The organism is Sphingomonas floccifaciens (assembly GCF_042681125.1).
Lineage (GTDB): Bacteria > Pseudomonadota > Alphaproteobacteria > Sphingomonadales > Sphingomonadaceae > Sphingomonas > Sphingomonas floccifaciens.
In genome coordinates this window covers 1-18,624 of record NZ_JBHUFC010000015.1, presented here as the reverse complement: position 1 = coordinate 18,624, position 18,624 = coordinate 1, and the positions used below count along the sequence as shown (strand labels likewise).

Here is an 18,624-nt window from a genome sequence, read left to right as displayed (position 1 = left end):
CACCTAAGTTTCGTCGCCACGATGTCTGAGGCGTACCCGGTACCTTATCGCATGCCGCTCGCCGGGCTATTTCGAGGCAGGCGCGCCGTCGAGAGCCGTGGATCAGGCACCTTGATCACCGATGCTGTTGTCGCTTTGCCGGCCAGCAATCCTTCTATCTTGCCACAGTGATGATGCAGACGTTACACGATGTTGTCGAAGATAGATACACCTGTGCCGCAAGGGGCTACGAATGGAGGAATTAGGATGAGCCAGGTCGAGCATATTTCGCCGGCACAAGCTGCGGCTCCCTCGACCGAACAAGCGGAGCCTAGCCCTCCTGAGTTGAGCCACTTCGGTCTGTTCTGGCGATTTTTGAAGTTTGGGACCTTCGCCTTCGGGGGGCCCGTCGCGCAGATCGCCATGATTCGCCGCGAGCTGGTCGACGAGGAGCGCTGGATCTCGCGAGATCGCTTCAACAAGCTCCTCGCAGTCATGCAGGTGCTACCCGGGCCCGAGGCTCATGAGTTGTGCGTGCATCTTGGCATGCGCGCTAAGGGGCGGGTAGGCGGGCTGCTCGCCGGCCTCGGCTTCATGCTGCCGGGGTTCGTCTTGATGCTGTTGCTCGCCTGGGTTTACACGCGCCTTCCGATCGCCGGTACCTTTCTTGGTGCAGCGTTCCTTGGTGTCCAGGCAGCCGTCGTCGCGGTCATTGCGCGCGCGGTCCACCGGATCGGTGAGCACATTCTGCTCGATCCCTGGCTATGGGCGGCGGCGATCATCACGGCGCTTGCATCCATCGCCGGAGTGACTTTCTGGATTGTTCTACCAGCTGCGGGTATCGGCTACGCTCTGGCGGTGTCACGACGCTACGTGCTGGCAGGTGGGGTATTGGTTGCGGTCGCGATCGCAGCTGCAGCCGCTTATGCCGGAGCGGGGCCAGACCAAGCCGTGACGACCGTAACGCGAGGCCCCGCGCCAACCACGTTCGCGCTGTTCATCGCTGGGCTGAAAGGCGGACTACTGACGTTCGGAGGCGCCTACACCGCCATTCCGTTCGTCCGCGCCGACACGGTTGGCCGCGGCTAGATGAGCGATGCGCAATTTCTCGATGGGCTAGGATTGTCGGGGATCCTTCCAGCCCCACTTGTCATCTTCGCCACCTTCGTCGGATGGATCTGCGGCGGGTTACCTGGCGCCCTTGCCACCACGGTCGGGATGTTCCTGCCGGCTTTCGGGTTTTCGCTGGTCCTTTACGAGCGCTTGGAAACGATCGTGGAGCATCATCGCCTGCAGCTCGTTCTCACCGGTATCGCGGCAAGTGTCGTAGGATTTATTGTTGTCACGCTCCTAGATTTGGGACGAACCACGGCCGCGAAGACGCCGAACCTCGCGATCAGCGCTCTCATCTTCATCGGAGCACTTGTCCTGCTCTATCGCTGGAAGAGCAAGCTTGCGACCCCAGTCGCGCTCGCTATCGGGGCCGGGATCGGTCTTGTAGGCCTTCAGTAGCGCATCGATCGTCGGCGACTGCAAGCTCTGGGATTCAATGGCTCCCAAATTCCGGTCGAAGAAACAGGCCACGACGGTCGACGGCCATCAATATGACGCGTTTCCCGAGATCAACTGGCTATACGCCCGAGTAACCAACTGGCTGGAGGGCTCATTCAAGTCCCTCCAGCCAGACGATGTCGCAACAAAGGGGGAGTGGAACACGGAAAACACTTCGCCCTGACAAAGAAGGTGGTCGCTCAGCCTACCGGTCAGACGAGTACAATAGTTCTCTCATCGTGAACCTAGGCTGATCATAGCGGAAAGCGCGACACCACCGCAGAGAGCGTGGTGATAGTTGTTGACGACAGCGGGTCGGTTTCTAGCCGATCAAGAAGGTTCTTCGGCCCGACGGTGCGGGCCGTGGGGCTCCGGGGAATAATGCGCAGAGCAGCAATCGTGCCGCCCATCGGCAGCTCCTTGGCAACGCGATCGACCTTCGTACTCAGTGAACTATTGCCCTTGCTAACGATTTGCATTAGCAGGGTTAGAAAAGCTGGAGATAATCGTGCCCGTAGTAGCCGCCATGTTGCTCGCTGCGTCTGATGCTGTTGCTCGTGCCACGCCTGCGCTCGAAACACAGACAGTGGACGAAATTGTCGTTACCGCGGATCGACGCGGCGGCTTCGGCGCTGATCTGGTTCAAGTCGGCACGTTTCGCGGCGCACGGCTGATCGACGTCCCTCTGACGGTCAATGTGGTGCCGCGTGAGCTGCTCCGCGCCCAGGCGGCGCAAAGCGTCTATGATGCGCTCCGCAACACCGCGGGCGTCAGCCGCGCGCAGCTCAACGGGGCGACCTACGACAATGTCGCGATCCGCGGCATCCTGGTCGAGAACCGGACCAGCTACCGGCTGAACGGCATGCTGCCCGTCATCAACCTCGTCGACCTGCCGGTGGAGAACAAGGACCGCGTCGAGGTGCTGAAGGGCGTGGGCGCGCTCTACTACGGCTTCGCGCCGCCCTCGGGCATCGTCAACCTCGTCACCAAGCGCGCCGACCGCGATGTGACGGAGGCGACGTTGCAGGTGAACGAATATGCCGGGACCAATGCCGCGATCGACCTCGGCCGGCGCTTCGGCGACCGGGCGGGCCTGCGCTTCAACGGTGCGGCGGGGATCGTGGAGACGGGGATCGACCGCTTCTCCGGCGAGCGCTTCGTGGCGGCGCTGGCGGGCGACCTCGCGCCCACCGACCGGCTCAAGCTCGCCTTCGACGTGGAGCATGTGTCCAAGGACGTGACGGAGCCCGCCGCGCTCCAGCTGCTCCCGGCCGCGCAGGGGCGCGTGCCGGCGATCCCCGATCCGCGGACGAACTTCGGCGGGGAGAATCTTCGCTACGCCGCACACGCCACCAACTGGCTCGGCCGCGCCGATTGGCGGGCGTTCGACAGCCTGGTGCTGACCGCGGAATATGGCGAGGCGCGCACCGAGCGCGACCGCGATTTCGCCCAGCTGGAGAGCTATGGCGGCGCGAACGGGCAGGGGGTGCTTCGCATCTTTCCCACGCGCGACCAGCGCTACCGCAACCGGAACGCCCGCGCCGAGCTCGCCGCCGCCTTCTCGACCGGTCCGGTGCGACACAACCTCGTCGCCGGAGTGACGAGCAACTGGCGCTTCCAGAACGGTCGTAACGGCGCGTCCTTCACGGTCGCCCAGAGCTTCCTTGCACCGCGCGACGTGCAGCCGGTGGAGCCCACCCGCTTCACCGCCGCCCCGCTCCACATCCGCGACCTCGGTTACTACGTGACCGATCGGATGAGCTCGGGGCCGGTGGACCTGCTCGCAGGGCTGCGCCGATCCGAATATCGCAGCCGCGCCACTTCGGCGACCGGCATCACCACCCGGTTCGAGTTGTCGAAATGGACGCCGTCAGTTGGCCTGATCGTCAAGCCGACCGGGAAGCTGTCGCTTTACGTCACCTATATCGAAGGGCTGGAGGAGGGCGGCACCGCGCCGTCCAACGTCGTCAACGCCTTCGAGGTGCTGCCTCCCGCTGTCACTCGCCAATACGAGGCGGGCATCAAGGGCGAGCTGTTCCGCCGCGTCGTGCTCCAGCTGGCGGGGTTCCGCATCGAGCGGCGCTTTGCCTTCACCGACCTGACGGACAATGTCTTCAAGCTGGCCGGCGACACGCGTTATCAGGGCGTCGAGGCATCACTGTCGGGCGAGGTAACGCGCGCGCTGTCGGTCTACGCATCTGGCCAGTGGCTCGACGCGGAGATCCGCCGGTCGAATCAGGCCGCGCTTGTCGGCAACACGCCGGAGAACACGCCGGAATGGACGGCCAGCCTGTTTACCGAATATCGTCCGATCGAGCGGCTAGGGTTAGGTGCGGGCGTGTTCCATGTCGGCGCGCGCGCGGTGGACGCCGCCAACACCGCCTCGGTAGACGGCTACACGCTCTTCTCGGCCTCAGCGCGCTACACCTTAGCCGGCGCCACGCCGATGACGCTCCAGCTCAACGCCGACAACCTGTTCGACAAACGCCACTGGTCGGCCGCGGGAAACAACCTGCTCGGTGTCGGCTTGCCGCGTCAGGTCAAGCTGACCGCCCGGATCCCATTGTGACAACTCGCCACTTCCTCGTCCGGCTGCACCTCTGGTTCGGGCTGACGCTCGGGCTGGTCTGGGCGGTGCAGGGTTTGACGGGGGCGGCCCTGGTCTTTCATCGCGAACTGGATCGTTGGGGCGTGAAGATTACGTCGGGCCCGATGGCGCCGGTGGACCGGCTCATTGCTGCCGCCGAACGGCAGGCGGGCACGCCGGTGCGAATGCTTTCCGTCGCTGATTCGAAGGGCGGCATCCTGCAAGCCTCATACAAGGACGCGCACGGATACGATCGCAATGTTCGACTGGATGCCGCGTCGGCAAGAGTCGTGGACGACCGTTCCGGCGCGTCAGGTTGGCGCTGGGTCTACAACTTGCACGAAGAGTTGCTGCTTGGTGATCGCGCTTCGACGTTGGTTGGCCTGACGGGACTGTTCCTCGCCAGTATTGCCGCGACCGGTCTTTGGCTCGGCTGGCCGCGCCGCCGGGGCTCGCTTGCGGCGCTGACGCCATCGCAGTGGCAAGGGCGGCGGCAGAAATTGCGCAGCTGGCATCGCATGTGGGGACTCACCGCCGCAGCCGTGCTCATCATCGTTGCACTGAGTGGCGCGGCCACCGTACTACGTCCGCAGCTATGGTCGCTGTTACAGCGAACGACACCCTTTCGGCCGCCTTACAAGGCAGCCGGCCCGCTCCCAGAGCGTATGGTGACGGCTGGGGATGCCTGGAGTGCCGCACAGCGCGTCTTTCCGGATGGGCGCTTCGTTCGCGTGACGATGCCCGTTGCCGGTTCGCCCGCCTACTATGTCCGCGTGCTCCGACCCGGGGAGATACGCGCGTGGTCTGGCACTAGTAGCGTCGTGGTCGATGCTGGCTCTGGCCGGATCCTCGCGCGACATGACGCTCTAACGGCGCCTTGGCCCAATCGGCTATATGATGCCGTCTTCTCCCTCCATAACGGCGAAGCCGCCGGAGTTGTTGGCCGCCTCCTTGTCTTGCTGGCTGGGCTCGCGTTGCCCGTCCTATATGTCACGGGACTTCTCTCCTGGTGGCGCAGGCGCAAGATCAGGGTTGCCGGTTGAATTTCGTTGTTTGGGAAAGTGGTCGCAACCCGTCCATCAAGCGGGGCCGGCCTGGATGAGGCCGTTTGGTTGCCCTCCGCCGCTGGGCAGATACGGTAATAGAGAGCGGCGGAGGATTGGGCGTAAGTTATATATGTCGGCGACATGCTGTGAATAATTGGATCGAAAATGATGTTACCGAGTCATCGTCAACCCGAAACGTCCACTAATCCTTCTTCACATTAGTCTTGTTGATTGCGACCCGCATCGAACGGGCGAGAACGCGGGCATCGGCATTTGCCCAGAAATGAACGTAAAACAGCCGCGGCTCGTCTTCCAGCATGTGGTTATGGAGAGCCGTAACCTCAATGCCCTGCGAGCGCAGCGTCCGCAGCACCTCAGGAACCTCGCTCGCAATCAGTACGAGGTCGCCGGTGATCGCAGCCTTGCCGCCGCCCGTGGGTTGAAAATTGATTACGTTGGCGACGCCCATGGCCTGCGGGATGGCCATGCCGGCATCGGTCAGGCGTTCTGCCCGCGGAATGCCGAACTGGTAAGTGCCACCGGCAATCTTGCCCTTTGCTCCCATCAGGCGATCCAGAGACGCTAGATCGAGGCCCGGAAGTGTCGTCGCCGGGGCAGACGCTGGCTGCGGCCCGAGCGGAGTGCGGCTCAACGCGAGCGCTGCGCGCAGCCCCTGCGCGAGCTTAACCGGATCGCCGTGTGCCGCGATGTGCATGTACATAGTCGCCGGCGATGAGCGAAGCACGTGATTGTGCAGGGCAGTGATGGTGAAGCCACTCGCGAAGAGGCGAGCCAGAACAGGGTTCACCTCGGCATGCGTCAGAACGAGGTCGCCCATGATCATCACCTCATCGCCCATCGGCTGAAACGCCGCCCAAGAACCGAGCGCGAGGGCAGGTTTGATCGAGACGCCATCGAGGGTGACCGAAAGATCGCTCCGGGGAAACGAGAACCGGTGCACGCCATCTGCAGAGACCGTGCCGGGTCGACCAAGCGCCGCATCGACCTTGCTCCAGTCCGGCTCCGCCATCGCCGCGGTTGGCAGCGCTAGCGCCGCAAGCGCCATCACCGTCAACTTCTTGAACATAATCACTCCTCTATCATCAGTTGACCCGACATGGAAATGCCTCGCGCAATGCGAACGTCACGCCGGCTAGGCGAGGAAGGCTGCCTGTGGTCCGGTTTCTCCGGGCCCATGTAAGGTAGATTCTGCTGAGCTGGCCACGATTATAGCCCCGCCCACATATACCGTTGGCGTTACCGCCTTTCCCGAAAGCCGCAAGTGTATCGGCAACACCCTGGATATACGTATCGCACTGCCCGTCTGCCTTACCAGCCTCGGCTTGGCATCGCGCATAGAATTGATTGCCTGTCTCCCCAACTTGAGCGGCAACAGGTATCGACACCACAGCGTACGTCACGGCCGCCGCGACCGCAATCTCTCGAACCACCTAATGCCTCCTCAGGTCATTCCTATAAAAATACTCGTAGGCGATTTGCCATCACCGCTCACCGACATCCGGTGCTTTAGGGCGCGGTGGACAGGGAGCCATCTATATTGATCGTTAGACACCACAAAGCCCGTCACTCTGCCCTCAATCTCTAGGTCCTAACGCTGATTCGTAGCTTGCCGATCGATCTCGTTGCCATGCTGCGCGTGCGCCGTCTCGGTCAGACTGGTTCCCCCGCGGTCGGCAAGAACGGCCTCGGTAATCGATTTCGGTAGGGGCAGGGGGCGCTCGGTTCGTGATATGATCGGCAGCACGATCAGGAAATGAGTAAAATAGTAGGCGGCCGCGATCTGGCTGACCATGACGTATATCGGCTCCGCCGGTGAGCCGCCGCAGTAGCCCAACACCAGCACATCAACGACCAAAACCCAGAAGGCGATTCGGGCTTTTGGACGGAAATTGTTCGATCTGACCGGAGACGTATCTAGCCAGGGCAAGAAGAAAAGCAACAGGATCGAACCGGCCATCGCCAGCACACCCCAGAGTTTCGCCGGAAGAATGACATCAACCGTAAAGGCACGCAGAATCGCGTAAAAAGGCCAAAAGTACCACTCTGGAACAATCTCGGGGGGCGTCGAGAGCGGGTTAGCTTCGATGTAGTTCTCAGCCGGGACGAAAAGGTTGGGTGAAAAGAAGGTGAGGGCGGCGAACAGCAATAGGAATATACCCACCCCCACAGCGTCCTTGGCGGTATAGTAGGGGTGGAACGGCACGGTATCCTGCTCGCCCTTCACCTCCACGCCTGTCGGGTTGTTTGAACCCGGAATATGCAACGCCCAGATGTGCAGGATGATGACGCCTGCGATCACGAACGGCAACAGATAGTGGAGCGAGAAGAAGCGATTCAGCGCTGCATTATCTGGAGCATAGCCGCCCAGCAGCCACACGCGCAGCGTCTCGCCCACGCCCGGTATTGCGGAGAAAAAGCCGGTGATTACCTGGGCCCCCCAAAAGCTCATCTGCCCCCACGGGAGCACATAGCCCATGAAGGCGGCGGCCATCATCAACATTAAAATCACCACTCCGAGCAGCCAAACCACTTCCCGGGGCGCCTTGTACGACCCGTAGTATAGGCCGCGGAAAAGGTGGATGTAGACAACCGCGAAAAAGAAACTGGCTCCCGCGGCATGGCAATAACGCAAAAGCCACCCTTGGTTGACGTCGCGCATGATGTGTTCGACAGAACCGAAAGCCTGCGCGGCCGAAGGCGTGTAGTGCATCGCCAGAACGACGCCGGTGATGATCTGGATCGCCAGCGCCAGTCCGGCCAGAACTCCGAAATTCCAGAAATAGTTCAGGTTTCGTGGCACGGGGTAACCCGCGCCGACCGCATTATACACCAGCCGCGGCAGGGGCAGCCTTTCATCAATCCAGCGCATCAGTGGCTGCTTGGGCTCATAATGACTGGCCCAGGGAAAGCTCATCGTACGGCTCCTCGCCTTGCGCGACACACGCGGTGACCGCGACCCGGTTTGCAGCGCGATACAACTGCTATATAGTACGGTCAATCGGCGTGTAGGTGTTTCACTAATCGCCACACTGTCCTATGGGGATCTGTGGCTTGACCATTCAAAAGCCTGGCCTTGCCGACTGGACGCGCGCGGTGGTGGAGCTATTGGCTATCGCGGTTGGGGGATGGGCATTCTTCACGACTGAAGAACCAGTCCCGGCCACGCTGTTTTTGGGAGCAGGAGTTCTCGCCGGGGAACTGATAGGCCGAGCGGCTGAAAACTGGGTCAAGCGTCGACAGTCGCGCAGACCACAGCGCTGAGACCGTCGGAGGATGGTGAAAAGCACGGTTTTTGTGCGTAAAGTGGAGTTGCAATGCCCTCACCAGATCCCAACCCTTGGCTCCTCCTAATTCCTCAGCTTCCGGCAAAACCGGCTTATCTGCGGGTCAAGGTGTGGCGCCGGCTTCAGGTAATCGGCGCGGCGCCGCTCAAAAATGCCGTGCATGCGCTGCCTAACCGCGACGACACGCGAGGCTTGTTTGAAGAACTGCATCGGGAGATTCTGGCCAACGACGGTGAAGCCCTGATCCTCGAAGCGCGGCTGGTCGGCGGTCTGGGCGACGCAGCCCTTCGCGGCATGTTTGATGCCGCGCGGGATGCTGACTATGAGGAACTAGCTCGCGAGGCTCGTGTGCTAGCGGCGGGTGACGAGGTCACTCCGGCGGACGTCGGGCGACTGCGGAAACGCCTGGATGACGTAACCGCGATTGATTTCTTCGGCGCACACGGGCGCCAGGTCGCCGAGGCGGCGATCGTCGAGCTCGACCGTCTGTCGCATCAACATCCGGACGTCAGCGGACCTGGCGCGCCGGAATTAACCTCGGCGGAACTCAAAGGGCGCACATGGGTGACGCGCCGGCACGTCCACGTCGACCGTATCGCCTCGGCATGGTTGATCGGTCGCTTCATCGATCCGGCAGCGACGTTCAAATTTGTCGATGGCCGAAACTACGCTCCCGCTCCAGGCGAACTGCGGTTCGATATGTCCGGAGCCGAGTTCACGCACGAAGGAGACAGCTGCACTTTCGAAACTTTGGTGACGCGGTCCGATCTTGAAGCCGATCGCGCGCTGCAGGCGATCGGCGAGATCGTACATGATCTCGACATCGGGGATGCCCGCTACAACCGTCCGGAAACGGCAGGTGTTCAAGCGCTAATTTACGGCATTTGTGCGGGCAATGAGGATGACGAGGACCGCATCGCGAAAGGATCACTGCTGCTCGATGGGCTGTACGCCACCTTCTCGCAGCAACGAAGCGAAGTCTGACCGCGCTCCCGGAGATCCGAGCGGTGGCGTGCGACAAGCAGACCGGCGGAGAGGCCTGGGCCTGAACCAGCATCAACCGTCCATGGCGAGAGGAGAACGAACCGGCGCCATGCGGCTGCTGCTGATAGAGGATGACGCGGAAACCGGCAACGCCGTCGTCGCGGCGTTGCGCGCGCACGGTCACGCCGTCGATTGGGAGACCAACGGACAAGGCGGGCTCGATCGCGCCGCTACCGATGCTTACGCCTTGCTGGTCGTCGATCGCATGCTGCCCGGGATCGATGGACTCTCGCTCGTCGCCGAACTTCGCCAGCGACAAATCGCGGCTCCCGTGCTGATGCTCACCGCGCTCGGCTCGATCGAGCAACGGGTTGAAGGTCTCGAAGGGGGCGCTGACGACTATCTCGTCAAGCCCTTCGCGATCGCCGAGCTCCTGGCGCGCATCGAAGCGTTGCAGCGCCGCGCAGCCGGTCCGCCCAGCATCCTGTCGCTCGGCGATCTGACGCTCGACCGTCTCGCCCGCACGGTGCGGAGAGGCGACACGCCGATCGAGCTGATCCCGCGCGAGTTTCAGCTTCTCGAGCTCCTGATGCTCAACTCGCCCGCCGTGCTCACCCGCCTGATGCTATTGGAAACGGTGTGGAAGTTCCGGTTCGACCCCGGCAGAAACCTTGTCGAGAGCCATATCAGCCGGCTGCGGACCAAGATCGATCGGGGCGGCGATCCGCCCCTGATCCATACCGTGCGTGGAGAAGGCTATGCCGCTTGGAGTGAGTAGCCGGCTGCTGCGCTCGACGTTGGTCCGCGTCGTGGCGCTTAATGCGCTGCTGCTCGTCATCAGCATGGTCGCCGGCGCGCTCGGCGGCTGGCTCGCGACCCGCACGGTCGTCGAGCGACAGGCGCGGAGCCGCGTCGAGCTCGAGACACATGCGATCGCGCTCGAAGCGCAACGGGGAGGCTTGGATCGCGCGCTCGATATGATCCGCATCAGGGCGGAGCGGCCCGGGTCGCCCGAATATTATCTGATCGGGCCGGACGGCCGCAGGCTGATCGGCGACCTTCAAATCGTGCCGAAAGCGGCCGGTTGGCACTTTGTCGAGCAGCCTTCGCCGCAACCAGGCGTAGAGGGCGTGCATCTGCTGTCACTGACGCGGCGCCTTCCGGATGGCTCACTCCTTATCGTTGGGGAGGACATGGAGCGCAGCGACGCCATCCGCGACGCTGTTTTCGGGGCCATCCTGATCGCAGGCGGCATCGCGTTGGCGTTCGGTATCGTTGCCGGCCTCCTCGCCACCCGGCAGACCTTCCGGCAGATGCAGCGAATCAACGCGGCCGTCCGCGCGGTTGAGGGCGGCGATCTCTCGGCGCGGATCGGCGCGCCGGCCAACCCGCGCACCGATCTCGATCAGCTCGCGCTGGCGGTCGACCGGATGCTCGACCGGATTGACACGCTGGTCGCCACGATCCGCCGTGTGTCGGCCGAGGTCGCTCATGACCTACGAACGCCGCTCACGCGCGTGAGGCACGCGATCGAAACGGCGCTCGCGCAGCCTGACGACGAAAAGCGGACCGCGACCTTGGCACAGGCGATGGCCGGGCTGGACGACGCGCTTCGTCTGTTCAGCGCGGTGCTGGATCTTGCCGAGATCGATGCCGGCAAGGCGCGTGCGCGGTTCGAGCCGCTCGACCTGGCGGAGATCGTGGACCGGGTGGTGGATGCCTACCGTGCCGAAATCGAGGCCTCCAGCCGCCACATCTCGGTGAGCTCGGCTCGAGCGGCAGTGGTCGCCGGCGACGCCGATCTGCTGGCGCGCGCTCTCGCCAACCTGATCGAGAACGCGCTCAAATACTCCCGTGACGAAGCTCGGATAGACGTTTCGGTTTCCGAGCAGCCCGGCATGGTGACGATGGCGGTCGCGGACGACGGCCCTGGCGTGTCCGATGGCGAGGTCGCCGAGATGTTGCGCCCGTTCGGGCGCTTGGATCGAGCGCGGCGGGAATCCGGCAACGGTCTGGGCCTCGCGATCGCTGATGCCGTAGCTCGGCTGCACCGCGGAACGCTGGCGTTTGCGAGACTCCAGCCGGGTTTGGCCGTTGAGATCAGATTACCGCGCGAACCGGCGGCGACAGCGGTCGCCGACGCTCGCTTGTCCTGAACCGTTAGAACCTGACGGTTGCGGTAATCCCATACGTCCGCGGGTCCGCAGGTTGCCCGGCCACCAACCCGGTGTTGCCCGACTGCAGCGCGAGCAATTCGTAATAGTCATGGTCGAACAGGTTGCGGACCCAGCCGAAGATGTTGAGCCGGTCGTCGGCAGTGCGAAATCCCAGCCGGACGTTTTCGACTGAATAGCCGTCGACGTCGGTGTAACGAGAGCGCGTCGCATTTGACGAGAACTTGCTGCGCGCCGTGCCGTCAAACCCGAAGTAGGCGTTGCCCGCGGTGCTGACCGGCAGCGTGTATTCGAAGGCGTAGCTGGCCGACCATTTCGAGACGCCGGGAAGCCAGCTGCCCGACGCGTCGCAAAAAGGCGGGCTGAACCCGCCCGGCGTGCCCGGCGCGCTCGGCGTGCCGACGATATTGCCGTTCGCATAGACCGGCAGCACGGTGCCGCCCGACAGTTCCGGCGGGCACGGAGCATCTGGAAACCGTATGTAGCGTGCGTCGGTGAACGCGCCGTTGGCGTAGAGCGAGAACCTGTCGCTGGGCCTGAAGCTGAATTCGGCCTCAGCCCCGCGTGTGCGGACCTTGACCGCGTTGGCGAGATAGGCGAGCACGACACCGCCCGACTGGTTGTTCGTCACCGTCGTCTGGTAGTCCTTGATCTCGGTCCAGAACGCCGAAAGGTTGAGCGTCGCGCGACGATCGAAAAATTGCGACTTCAGGCCGATCTCGAAATGATCGATCTTCTCCGGGCGCACGGTGACGGCGTTCAGCACCGGCGCCCCGTTCGACAGGGGAAGGCCGTTCATGTTGATGCCCGCCGATTTGAACCCGTGCGCAAAGGTGGCATAGCTCATAACCTCACGGGCGACGTCGTAAGACACCGTCAGATCATAGGCCAGGTTCCATGAGTCGAACTTCTCGGCGTAGGATTGCGGCGGCAGGGTATTGCGCTGATCGCTGTTGAGCGTGGTGCTGCCGCTGCCCGTCGTCACAGTCGCGGAATAGGCTCCGTCCTTCTTGTCATAATTCAGGCGCACGCCCGGCAGGATGCGCAGCCGGTCGGAGACTTTCCAGGTCAGCTGCCCGAATATCGCCGCGCTGACGCTCTTGTACCGGATGTCGTTTTCCGAACGCAGCCCGTCGAGGATCGCCGGGTTGCAGGCGTTCGCGGCCGGCGGATTGCATCCGCTCGACCCGGCGGGCACGTTGCCGGGATTGAGCAGCCAGCGGCTCGCTGCCGACCCCTGTTCCTGCGCGCCCTCGGTGCGGAAGCGCTGCCAGAAATAAAAGCCGCCAGCGACGAAATCGAAACGCTCGCCATCGTAGGCGTAGCGTACCTCCTGGGTGACCTGGCGGTGACGCGACGGGTTGCCCGAGAAGGTCGTGATCGGCAGCCCGGTGAAGTCGCGGTCGCTGGACGGCAGCCAGTTCCACAGCCGCCAGGCGATGATCGAGGTGAGCGTGCCGGATCCCAGCTTCCAATCGGCGATCAACGATATCCCGGCCGAGTCTTGCCCTGCCTTCAACTCCGCGTCGAGGTCGGTGAGACGGTCGAACGCATTGGTGCTGGGCGGCGCATAGTCGAACGCAGCCGCCAGTGCGGCATACTGCCGGTTAAGCGAGCGCTGCGTCGCGCCGGTTCGCACATAGATCTGTGCGCCCGCTTCGGGCCGCTGTCGGCTGTAATCGCCGACCAGGCGTAGATCGAGATCGTCCGACGCGCGCCACAACAGCTGGCCGCGCAGGCTCAGATTGTCGCGCTCGTTGATCCAGCGCCGCGTCGCGACATTGTAGATGGTCCCGCGGCGCGATGTCGTCGAAAACGCGAAGCGGGCGGCCAGGTTTTCGGTCAACGGCCCGGAAACCGCACCCTTCGCCTGACGAAGTTCGAGATTGCCGAGCGATGCCTCGAGATAGGCTTCGGGCGTGAAGCTGGGCTTGCGAATGCCGACGTTGATCGCGCCGGCGGTCGTGTTCTTGCCGTAGAGCGTACCCTGCGGGCCGCGCAGCACCTCGACGCCCGCCACATCGAACAGGTCGGACACGGCCGTCGCGATTCGGCTGTAATAGACCTGGTCGATATAGATCCCGACGCCCTGTTCGAGGCCGTCGTTGGTCAGCCCGAGCGGCGCGCCCAGTCCGCGAATGTTGATCGCCGCGTTGCGCGAATTGGTGCCGTAATAGGTGAGCGACGGCTGAAGCTGGACGAGCTGCGAGACATTCTGGCTGCCCGATTTCGCGATCACCGAATCGGTCAGGACCGACACCGCGATCGGCACATCCTGCACCGACTCCTCGCGGCGGCGAGCGGTGACGGTAATGTCATTTCCCGTCTGGTCGGCGGGAGTGGGGGCGTCTGCTACCGACGAGGGTGCGGTCTGCGCTGACACGCACACGGGCGATGCGGCCGAAACAAGCAGCAGTACGCGCAGTGCTGTGTTCACCTTCCGCCTCCCATTCCTGCGTTATTGTCTATTGATTCAGTAGGAATTGGCGAGCAACTTAAACTTGGTGCCTGACAACCTCGACTGACGGGCAACGCTTCAACTGACGGATTGAGAGAGGCGGTGTCATTCAGCGTCTGCCGGTCGTCCTCCGCGCATCGTCGAGCGTCACTTATTCGCTATGTCCGCCTGTCTCGCTACCGGCGCGTTCCGCGATGAGCAGGTCAGCCGTGCCGTATTCGGCGAGGCGACGATCCGCGCTACGCCGCGCCTCGCCGTCACGCTGGGCGGCCGTTACCAGTACGACCGCCAGGACCGCGAAGGCGCGCTCGGCCCCTTCGTGGTCGACTGCCGCCGCAGCTTCGACGCTTTCCTCCCGCGCGTAAGCGTCGCTTAGAGGTCGCGCCGGACGTCCGGGTCGGCGTGCTGGCGTCGCGCGGCTACAACCCCGGCGGCACCACCATCTCCTTCGACACCGGCGCGCAGGACGTCTTCGGGGCGGAGCGGCTGTGGAACTACGAGCTGTTCCTGCGCGGGCGCACCCCGGACGGCCGGCTCTCCTTCAACGCCAACGCCTTTTTCGCCGACTATGAGGACGCGCAGCGCCCGACCACCACGCTCGGCCCCTCCGGGCTCCTCCAGACCGTGTTCGACGATGCGGAGGACGCCCGCGCCTACGGGCTGGAGCTTGAACTCGCCTTCCGGCCTTCGCCCCGCCTGTCGCTCCGCGGGGGCCTGGGCCTGCTAGAGACCGATCTCCGCCGCTTCTCCGTGTCGGCGGCAGGCGTTGAGGGTAACGATTTCCAGCGGTCGCCCGGCCTGACCGGCTTCCTCACCGCGAGCTGGACGCCCGTCGACCGCTTCACCCTTGACGCGCAAGGACGCTATGGCGGCGGCTACTACGGCGACGACGCCAACACCCGCGCCTTCCGCTCGGGCGACCTCGCCACGGTCGACGCAGGCGAGCTATCAGCTCGGCCCCGTCCGGCTTTTCGGCTTCGTCCGCAACCTCTTCGACGGGTTCCAGGTCACGCAGGTCTACTTTCCCGGTTTCGGCACGGTGAACGAGCCGCGACGCTACGGCGCTGGCGTCGAGGCGCGCTTCTGATGCCCGCGCGGCGGCTTCTCGCCCGGCTCCACGCCTGGATCGGGGCCGTCGCCGCGCCGGTCCTCCTCCTCGTCTGCCTGTCGGGCGCGGCGCTCGCCTTTGACGCGGAGCTGTTCCGGGCGCAGCATCCGTTCGTTCGGAGCGTCGACGGGGCCGCCGCCCGGGTCGCGGCGCCGCGCGTCGACGCTTGGCTCGCCGCCGCGAAGAGGGGTTATGGCCGCTCCTTCCAGCCGCTGGGCCTGTTCCTGCCCGACAGCCGCGTGGAGGTCGACACCGCCATGTTCTACGGCCTCCGCTCCGGCGCGGGCGGGCTTGAGGATACCGTGATCCTCGTCGTCGATCCCGCCACGGGCGCGTACCGCGGCGACTTCCTCTTGGACAGCGCCTGGGGCCACCAGCTCATCCACTTCCACCATCAGCTCTTTGCGGGCGAGGTCGGCGCGGCGATCGTCGCTCTGCTCGGCTTGCTGCTCGCCGCCTTTGCCGCGACCGGCCTTTACCTCTGGTGGCCGCGCCGAGGCTCCGCATGGCGCAAGGCGCGCCCGCCGCATTTGTCGGGCCGGCCGCTCGGTCGCTGGTACCGCATCCATGGCTGGATCGGCTTCTGGAGCGCGCTCCCCATCCTGTTCTTCGGCCTGACCGGCACGGCGGCGTCGCACTCCGGCTGGTTCGGCGGCCTGCTCGCGGGCCTGCCCTATGACGTTCCCGCCGCGCTCGCCCCCGCCTTCGCGAGCACCTGCGCCGGCCGCGTCACGACCGACGAGGCCGTCGCCGCCGCGAGCGCCGCATTACCCGGCCAGCGGCTCGCGACGGTCGGACTTCCGGACGGAACCGACCCCTATCGCCTTACCTTCAAGACCGCATCCCCGTTCGACCATGTCGAGGGCGACACGCTCGCCTTCGTCCACGCGACCTGTCCGGGCGTCGTCCGACCCATAGATGCCCGCCAGCACGGTCCGCGCGCGGCCATCGGCCAGGCGATGCTCTCGCTCCACGCCGGCCGTAGTCTCGGCCGGGCGGGCGACCCGCTCGTAGTCTTCGCTGGCCTCGCCGCCGCGGTCCTCGCCGGCTCCGGCCTCTACATTTGGGTCGCCCGCCATCTCACCTGCCGGCGAACAAGGCATTCGGGCAGGACGATGGCCTTTGAGTAGCCCCCTGGCATTCTAGGCGGTCGGAAGTGGCGAACGCTGCGAGGGTTCGGCGAGGTCGTATTAACGCAAAGAGCTCTGCGCGCCGATCAGCGGGTAAGCCGGCCAAAGCGGGTCGTCCGCCGCGACTGCGTTCTTGCTCGCTCGCCGCTGTGCGCTACAGAGTCGGTATTTCGGGCAGGGGGAGGGTGCGCATGAATGCTAAGGATCTGGCCAAGTCGGTCGCGCAGAGCCAGGGCTTGACGGAGGCGGCGGCGAAGAAGGTGGTAGACGCCGTCGTCGAGGCCGTGGCCGAGGCGGCCGCCGCCGGCGACGAGATCAACCTGCCGGGCTTCGGCAAGTTCAAGGTGAAGGATATGCCCGAGCGCGGTGGACGCAACCCGGCCACCGGTGAGGCGATCACGATCGCCGCATCGAAGAAGCTGATGTTCACGCCGGCCAAGGCGCTCAAGGACCGGCTGTAGCCGCAGGTGTCCGGCGGACGGCGCCGCGGGCAGGGTGGTTCCGGCGACCTGAAGGAGAAGCTCGCGCGCGTGCCTTGGGCCTCACGGGGCCGTGTGACGCCGATCTCCCGGCTGGCGCAGTCCATCGTGCCTGTCGGCAACAAGGAAGGCGTGCCGCAGGGCGATCTGTCGTTGCACATCCCGATTCAGGATCCCGCTCACGAGGACTGGGTGCTGGACATCCAGGGGACCGCCTTCCAGGCCGGCCGCGGCAAGCTCCTCACCTGCTGGCACGTCGTCGAGCAGCTCCGCTTTCGAGAGCGCGAGGCGTATATCTGGGCCAACAGCCGGCTGGGCGGGGTAGAGGCGCAGCGTCCGTACCCGTTCGCGGCGGCTCTCAAATACTATGACCCGCGCTTCGAGAATGGTGGCCCCGGCGTGGACGCCGGCGTGCTCATCTGCCCGGCCGTGAGCACCCCCGAATGTCCTTACGACGTGCCCCCTGTGACGTGGGGAGACTCGACAGGGGTAGGGGTGGGCGACCGCGTGCTGATCGGCGGCTTCCCGCTCGGGCGCGACCTGTTCTTCTCAAATCCGACGAACCGGGGCCTCGTGCAGCCCTCATTCTTCGACGGCATCATCAGTGCGGTAGTCCCGGCTCTGCAGCTCGGCGAGACCAGGCTGTTCCAGATCAGCTCGGTCGCGCTCGGCGGGATCAGCGGCGGTGTGGTCTGCGATCCTCGAACCGGCGCGGTGCTCGGCATGGTGACGAGCGGCCTGACGATCGGCGAGGTTGACCTGCCGATCACCTATGCCCTCCCGAGCGAAGTCCTTCAGCCGTTCGTCGACGCGATCAGCTTCGACGTCGGCGACGGCGAGCGCTGGCGATAGTAGGCTGCCGATCTTCGATGTTCCGTCGGGCCGCACCTTGCATTTCCGTCCCCGGAGGCTCACATCACATCCATGGCGACGCACCCTGACTCCGTCACGTCGAAGAACCGGAAACCGGCTGTTCTCGGTCGCAGCGCCGCGACCGGCCGCTTCGTCATGGCCCCGGTCGCGACCAAGAAGGGCACCGTGTCGGACAAGCAGATCACCGCCGCGGTGAAAAGCGTGCTCGCCAAGAAGAAGTAGATTGGCGGCGCCTGCGACGTCGGCCGACGACGTCTTCATCAACTGCCCCTTCGACGACGCGTTCGCGCCCACGTTCCGCGCGCTCATTTTCGCGATCATCGTCTGCGGCTTCCGGCCGCGCTCCGCGCGCGAGCTGGACGATGGCGGGCAGACCCGGATCGACAAGATCCTGAGCCTCATCGAGGAATGCCGCTACGGCGTGCACGATCTATCGCGCACCGAGCTCGACGCCGTCCACAACCTGCCGCGCTTCAACATGCCGCTCGAGTTGGGCCTGTTCCTGGGCGCGAAGCGCTACGGCGGCAAGCACCAGAAAGCCAAGCGCGTGCTGATCCTCGACGTGGAGCAGTACCGCTATCAGCGGTTCATCTCCGATCTCGCCGGCATGGACATTCACGAGCACGGCGGCGCTCCGATGCGAGCGCTGCAGGAAACGCGCGACTGGCTCGCCAACGTGTCGCGCCGCGAGCTGCCGAGCGCCGACCGGGTGCGGCGCGTATACGAGGCGTTCAGAGCCGATTTGCCGGACCTTGCGGCGGCGCTCGAGTTCGATCCCGACCGCATCCCATATGTCGACTTCGAGCGGCTTTTGGCGAGGTGGCTGTTGGAAGCGCCGGCCGCGGTCGGCGGCGCATAGGATCATCTAGCTCGTTACGCTATGTTGCTGCCGGTTAGAAAAGACACATTCTTCGCCAATTAGAAATGACACACGGTTGTTAGCAGCGGGG

At 64.4% G+C, this 18,624-nt stretch carries 18 protein-coding genes; 13 read left to right on the top strand and 5 right to left on the bottom strand.

Going from position 1 to position 18,624, the window contains the following annotated elements; translation table 11 throughout:
* Positions 1–246 precede the first annotated feature (246 nt).
* Both chrA and ACFSC3_RS16820 read left to right on the top strand, forming a co-directional pair.
* Positions 247–1,068, top strand: a complete 822-nt coding sequence (gene chrA, locus ACFSC3_RS16825; RefSeq protein ID WP_380941513.1) for a chromate efflux transporter — start codon at positions 247–249, stop codon at positions 1,066–1,068.
* On the top strand, positions 1,069–1,491 hold the full coding sequence (locus ACFSC3_RS16820) for a chromate transporter (RefSeq protein ID WP_380941512.1): 423 nt from the start codon (positions 1,069–1,071) through the stop codon (positions 1,489–1,491).
* A 293-nt stretch (positions 1,492–1,784) separates the two neighbouring features.
* On the opposite strand, the gene ACFSC3_RS16815 is transcribed toward ACFSC3_RS16820, so the two are convergent.
* Positions 1,785–1,940 (bottom strand): hypothetical protein, encoded by a 156-nt coding sequence (locus ACFSC3_RS16815; protein ID WP_156028547.1) that lies wholly within the window; start codon positions 1,938–1,940, stop codon positions 1,785–1,787.
* Positions 1,941–2,116: 176 nt separating this feature from the next.
* Here ACFSC3_RS16815 and ACFSC3_RS16810 point away from each other — a divergent pair, with 176 nt between their 5' ends.
* A complete protein-coding gene (locus ACFSC3_RS16810) occupies positions 2,117–4,099 on the top strand; it encodes a TonB-dependent siderophore receptor (RefSeq protein WP_051749595.1) in 1,983 nt (660 codons plus the stop codon).
* Positions 4,096–5,160 (top strand): PepSY-associated TM helix domain-containing protein, encoded by a 1,065-nt coding sequence (locus ACFSC3_RS16805; protein ID WP_037447182.1) that lies wholly within the window; start codon positions 4,096–4,098, stop codon positions 5,158–5,160. Before ACFSC3_RS16810 ends, ACFSC3_RS16805 begins: the two co-directional genes overlap by 4 nt.
* Positions 5,161–5,365: 205 nt before the next feature.
* On the opposite strand, the gene ACFSC3_RS16800 is transcribed toward ACFSC3_RS16805, so the two are convergent.
* The 3 genes from ACFSC3_RS16800 to ACFSC3_RS16790 all read right to left on the bottom strand — a co-directional run bounded on the left by ACFSC3_RS16800 (position 5,366) and on the right by ACFSC3_RS16790 (position 8,098).
* Positions 5,366–6,250, bottom strand: coding sequence for a DUF1259 domain-containing protein (locus ACFSC3_RS16800; RefSeq protein ID WP_037447184.1), 885 nt, complete (start codon positions 6,248–6,250; stop codon positions 5,366–5,368).
* Between the two features lie 16 nt (positions 6,251–6,266).
* Positions 6,267–6,569 carry a Rap1a/Tai family immunity protein gene (locus tag ACFSC3_RS16795; protein ID WP_380941514.1) on the bottom strand — a complete coding sequence of 101 codons (303 nt, stop codon included), beginning with the start codon at positions 6,567–6,569 and terminating at the stop codon, positions 6,267–6,269.
* Positions 6,570–6,772: 203 nt separating this feature from the next.
* On the bottom strand, positions 6,773–8,098 hold the full coding sequence (locus tag ACFSC3_RS16790; RefSeq protein WP_037447187.1) for a cytochrome b: 1,326 nt from the start codon (positions 8,096–8,098) through the stop codon (positions 6,773–6,775).
* Positions 8,099–8,498: 400 nt separating this feature from the next.
* Between ACFSC3_RS16790 and ACFSC3_RS16785 the strand changes: the two genes are divergently transcribed.
* From ACFSC3_RS16785 to ACFSC3_RS16775, 3 genes are all read left to right on the top strand, one after another.
* Positions 8,499–9,452 carry a chromate resistance protein ChrB domain-containing protein gene (locus ACFSC3_RS16785; RefSeq protein WP_037447189.1) on the top strand — a complete coding sequence of 318 codons (954 nt, stop codon included), beginning with the start codon at positions 8,499–8,501 and terminating at the stop codon, positions 9,450–9,452.
* A 109-nt stretch (positions 9,453–9,561) separates the two neighbouring features.
* A complete protein-coding gene (locus ACFSC3_RS16780; protein WP_037447191.1) occupies positions 9,562–10,230 on the top strand; it encodes a response regulator transcription factor in 669 nt (222 codons plus the stop codon).
* A gap of 31 nt (positions 10,231–10,261) precedes the next feature.
* Positions 10,262–11,608 carry a sensor histidine kinase gene (locus tag ACFSC3_RS16775; protein WP_380941511.1) on the top strand — a complete coding sequence of 449 codons (1,347 nt, stop codon included), beginning with the start codon at positions 10,262–10,264 and terminating at the stop codon, positions 11,606–11,608.
* Positions 11,609–11,612: 4 nt separating this feature from the next.
* On the opposite strand, the gene ACFSC3_RS16770 is transcribed toward ACFSC3_RS16775, so the two are convergent.
* The gene (locus tag ACFSC3_RS16770) at positions 11,613–14,063 is read right to left on the bottom strand and encodes a TonB-dependent receptor (RefSeq protein WP_062126613.1); all 2,451 of its coding nucleotides are present in this window, start codon (positions 14,061–14,063) and stop codon (positions 11,613–11,615) included.
* Positions 14,064–14,244: 181 nt separating this feature from the next.
* Between ACFSC3_RS16770 and ACFSC3_RS16765 the strand changes: the two genes are divergently transcribed.
* The 6 genes from ACFSC3_RS16765 (at position 14,245) to ACFSC3_RS16740 (ending at position 18,533) form a co-directional block, all read left to right on the top strand.
* Positions 14,245–14,460 (top strand): TonB-dependent receptor domain-containing protein, encoded by a 216-nt coding sequence (locus ACFSC3_RS16765; protein ID WP_051749597.1) that lies wholly within the window; start codon positions 14,245–14,247, stop codon positions 14,458–14,460.
* Positions 14,412–16,322 carry a TonB-dependent receptor domain-containing protein gene (locus ACFSC3_RS16760; RefSeq protein ID WP_331711489.1) on the top strand — a complete coding sequence of 637 codons (1,911 nt, stop codon included), beginning with the start codon at positions 14,412–14,414 and terminating at the stop codon, positions 16,320–16,322. Before ACFSC3_RS16765 ends, ACFSC3_RS16760 begins: the two co-directional genes overlap by 49 nt.
* Positions 16,323–16,513: 191 nt before the next feature.
* Entirely contained in the window at positions 16,514–16,783 is a 270-nt protein-coding gene (locus tag ACFSC3_RS16755) for an HU family DNA-binding protein (protein WP_037447197.1), read from the top strand.
* A 6-nt stretch (positions 16,784–16,789) separates the two neighbouring features.
* Positions 16,790–17,653: a S1 family peptidase gene (locus tag ACFSC3_RS16750; protein ID WP_234703087.1), complete on the top strand. Its 864-nt coding sequence runs from the start codon at positions 16,790–16,792 to the stop codon at positions 17,651–17,653.
* Between the two features lie 72 nt (positions 17,654–17,725).
* Positions 17,726–17,896, top strand: coding sequence for a hypothetical protein (locus ACFSC3_RS16745; RefSeq protein ID WP_231902866.1), 171 nt, complete (start codon positions 17,726–17,728; stop codon positions 17,894–17,896).
* 1 nt (position 17,897) lies between these two features.
* Positions 17,898–18,533: a hypothetical protein gene (locus tag ACFSC3_RS16740; RefSeq protein ID WP_037447200.1), complete on the top strand. Its 636-nt coding sequence runs from the start codon at positions 17,898–17,900 to the stop codon at positions 18,531–18,533.
* Positions 18,534–18,624: the final 91 nt, after the last annotated feature.